The following is a 3,006-nucleotide window of genomic DNA, read 5'->3' as shown; positions in this document are numbered from 1 at the left end:
CCGGATCTGGGTTTTCAGCTTGGTGATGGCTTTGTCAGCCACTTTCAATCGCTGCCCTTTCCGGCTGAGGGTGAAGCCCAGGAAGCTGCGCTTCCAGGGCCGGTCTACCGCGCTCTTTCGTGTATTCACTGTGAGCCTCAGTGAGTCCTCGATAAGGCGCGTCAGACTCACCATCACCCGCTCGCCTGCGCGGTGACTGCCCACGTAGATCTGGCAGTCATCCGCGTAGCGAGCGAAGCGCAGGTTGCGCCGGTCCAGCTCCCAATCCAGTTCGTCCAGCACCACATTCGCCAACACCGGGGACAGTGGCCCGCCTTGCGGCACGCCCTCGGGGGTCGGAGCTTTGCGGTTGTCGATCTGAACGCCTGCCTTCAGGTACCGGTTGACCAGCCTGAGCATCGGCCTGTCCGGCGTATGCCGTTTCAGCCGTGCCATCAGCCGATCATGATTTACCCGATCGAAGAAGGCTTCCAGGTCCAGATCCACTATCCAGTTACGGCCTTCCCGAGCGCAATGCTGTCCGTATCGGACCGCATGATGCGCAGAGCGTCCCGGACGGAAGCCATAGCTGTGTGGATGGAAGCGGGGTTCCCAGTCCTGCTGGATAACCTGAGCGATTGCTTGCTGGATAAAGCGATCCAGCACCGTTGGAATACCCAGAGGGCGGGAACCGCCGTTGGCTTTGGGGATGGTGACCCGCCGGACCGGTTTTGGTCGGTAGGTCTGCTGGAGCAACTGCTGCCGAATCTCCGGCCAGTGTTGGCGCAGATAATCTGGCAGCTCATCCACGGTCATGCCGTCGATGCCCGGCGCTCCCTTGTTACGTCGAACCTGTTTCAGGGCGCGATTGAGGTTGTCCCTGCTCAATACACGCGCCATCCACGGTGAAGGTTGAACGGAGTGCGAGTCTTCCCGGTTTCCGGCAACGGGTTCATCCCCTGGTTGCTCCAGGGGCAGCGCAAGCTGCTTTGCGGATGCCATCCCGTTTCCCTGCACGGACTCTCGACTCCTGTCTCTGTTCGGGCCTTCAGTTCACGGGCGAACCTACTATGCCCTCGGCTGATTTCTGCCACGCGATCAGAAGCGATCGCTCGTCTCTCAGTGGGTCCGTCCACACGTGGCAGACCTCCCGGGGTAAGGCACAGAGCTTTCACGGCGTGAACGCCCGATTTATAAAGTACACCCCAATCGCAGAAGGAGGGCTTCGCGGTCACGTGCCCACTCGCCCCGGGTGTACCACACCTCGTATCGGGTTCCTGTTCGTCGCCCCGCCGCTTTGGATTGAGCTTCCTCCAGACCCCACCTCACGATGACGCCCTTGCCCTTCTCCTAGCCTTCGGCTCTGCGAACACCTGGCAGGAGGACTTTCACCTCCCTAGTTCTGTGCCATGCCCGGCACACACGCGAAAACGAAGCGGCGCGTCTCACGCGTCCGCCTTACGTGACTTGCTATGGGCCAGGAGCACAACACCCTGCCCCTTGCTGAATTGGCGGGCACGGTACTGTGGCGTATGAACAAAAGACACAGCAGTCGCCATGCTTGGGCTTCAGTAAAACATGGCACGACTCACACTCGTAAAAATACTGGCATGAGTCGGTAGGCATGGTTTCCGTTTTCTGATGGCCACAGTTTGGACATTTGATCGTTGATTCCAAAATCATATCTACCATAGCCATGCCCTCCCGAAAGGTATGGATTAGCCTAACCTACATTGGATCAGGCTGTGCACAGAAATCGACCAGGCCTATAACGCTTGCCATCAACGGTGACATAACGGCACCGGAGGTTTCTGCATTCAGTGCACGGTCTGGTTATGCGCTCTCACGGATAGCACGGATATCCTCGATATCCACCGGACGTGAAAGCGCGGATTTATACTGGACCAAGTCGTCCTTCAACATAAGGGGAAGCTCAAGGCCCAGCAAATGCACGGTCGCATATCGAGAAAAATCTATGCTAAGCGGAACCCAGGTTTCGTTTACTGCATCGTAGATTTTTGGACCGTCAGCGCTACCTACCTCCACTTTGATACCTTCATACTTGAACTGGACGTAGGTTAGATCCCAGCCTTCCTCTTGTCGGTGAGCGGCAGCTTTAGAGACAAACTCCTGGCCAGCCTGAATGGCAAGCCCCCGATACAGTAGACGCCTGATAGCGTTACACTAAACGCAAATCTACAGGTGTTGGTAATGAGCGGAAAGCGATACTCCGAAGAATTCAAAATCGAGGCGGTCAAGCAAGTCACGGAGCGTGCCTACAAAGTGACTGATGTGTGCCGGAGACTGGGGATTACCTCGGCCAGCCTGCACAAATGGATCAAGCTATACGGCGATGCTGGAAGCCAACACCAACAAATCAGCGAGCAGCAGGAAGAGCTGCGCAAGCTCAGAGCGGAATTGCGCCGGGTCAGCGAGGAGCGCGACATACTAAAAAAGGCCGCAGCGTTCTTTGCCAAGGAGTCCAAGTAAAGTATCGCTTCATCAGGGCTCACCAGAGTGAATTTCGAGTCCGTGTCATGTGCCGAGTTCTAGGCGTTCACTTCAGTGGCTTCTATGCCTGGCTAAATGCACCAGAAAGCCCTCGCACCAAGGCCAACCGCCGCTTGGTGGGACTGATCAAACAAGCCTGGCTCGAAAGTGGTGGCGTGTATGGCTATCGGAACATCACCCTGGATCTCAAGGACCTCGGCGAGAGGTGCAGTAAAAATCGGGTATATCGATTGATGAAGGCCGAAGGTATCCGCGCTCAGCGCGGCTATAAACGCCACAAAGGCTACTACGGCGGGGAACCTGCTCACGTCGCGCCCAATCACCTGGATCGTGATTTTGAGGCTCAGAAGCCGAACGAACGTTGGGTGACTGACATCACCTACAGTGTGCCCGGAGTCCAGGGCGAGCATGGAAGCTCAAATGGACCACGAGTCTATCTGGAATATTGAACCGGTGCTTCATGAGGAAGTAACGAACCAATCCCACCTACTGTGAGGGTGGTGAGCCTGAGCGGCA

Annotated in this window: 2 protein-coding genes and 1 pseudogene; 1 reads left to right on the top strand and 2 read right to left on the bottom strand. The window is 56.7% G+C overall.

Going from position 1 to position 3,006, the window contains the following annotated elements; genetic code table 11:
• Together ltrA and AC13DD_RS00765 are read right to left on the bottom strand one after the other, a co-directional pair.
• Window positions 1–981, bottom strand: a 981-nt coding sequence (ltrA, locus tag AC13DD_RS00770; protein ID WP_482901598.1) for a group II intron reverse transcriptase/maturase, incomplete at its 3' end; no start/stop codon positions are given.
• A gap of 468 nt (window positions 982–1,449) precedes the next feature.
• On the bottom strand, window positions 1,450–1,662 hold the full coding sequence (locus AC13DD_RS00765) for a GDCCVxC domain-containing (seleno)protein (protein WP_275541685.1): 213 nt from the start codon (window positions 1,660–1,662) through the stop codon (window positions 1,450–1,452).
• Window positions 1,663–2,190: 528 nt separating this feature from the next.
• Here AC13DD_RS00765 and AC13DD_RS00760 point away from each other — a divergent pair.
• Window positions 2,191–2,873: pseudogene (locus tag AC13DD_RS00760) on the top strand (IS3 family transposase); the annotation flags it as partial.
• Window positions 2,874–3,006: the final 133 nt, after the last annotated feature.

It is taken from the genome of Marinobacter sp. L-13, assembly GCF_056857715.1.
The sequence above is the reverse complement of the archived record's forward strand: the minus strand, read 5'-3'. Positions and strand labels throughout refer to the sequence as shown.

What these genes read in the sequence shown, in the direction of transcription:
- AC13DD_RS00765 (WP_275541685.1), bottom strand. Translation starts at nt 1,662, where the DNA reads ATGATTTTGGAATCAACGATCAAATGTCCAAACTGTGGCCATCAGAAA.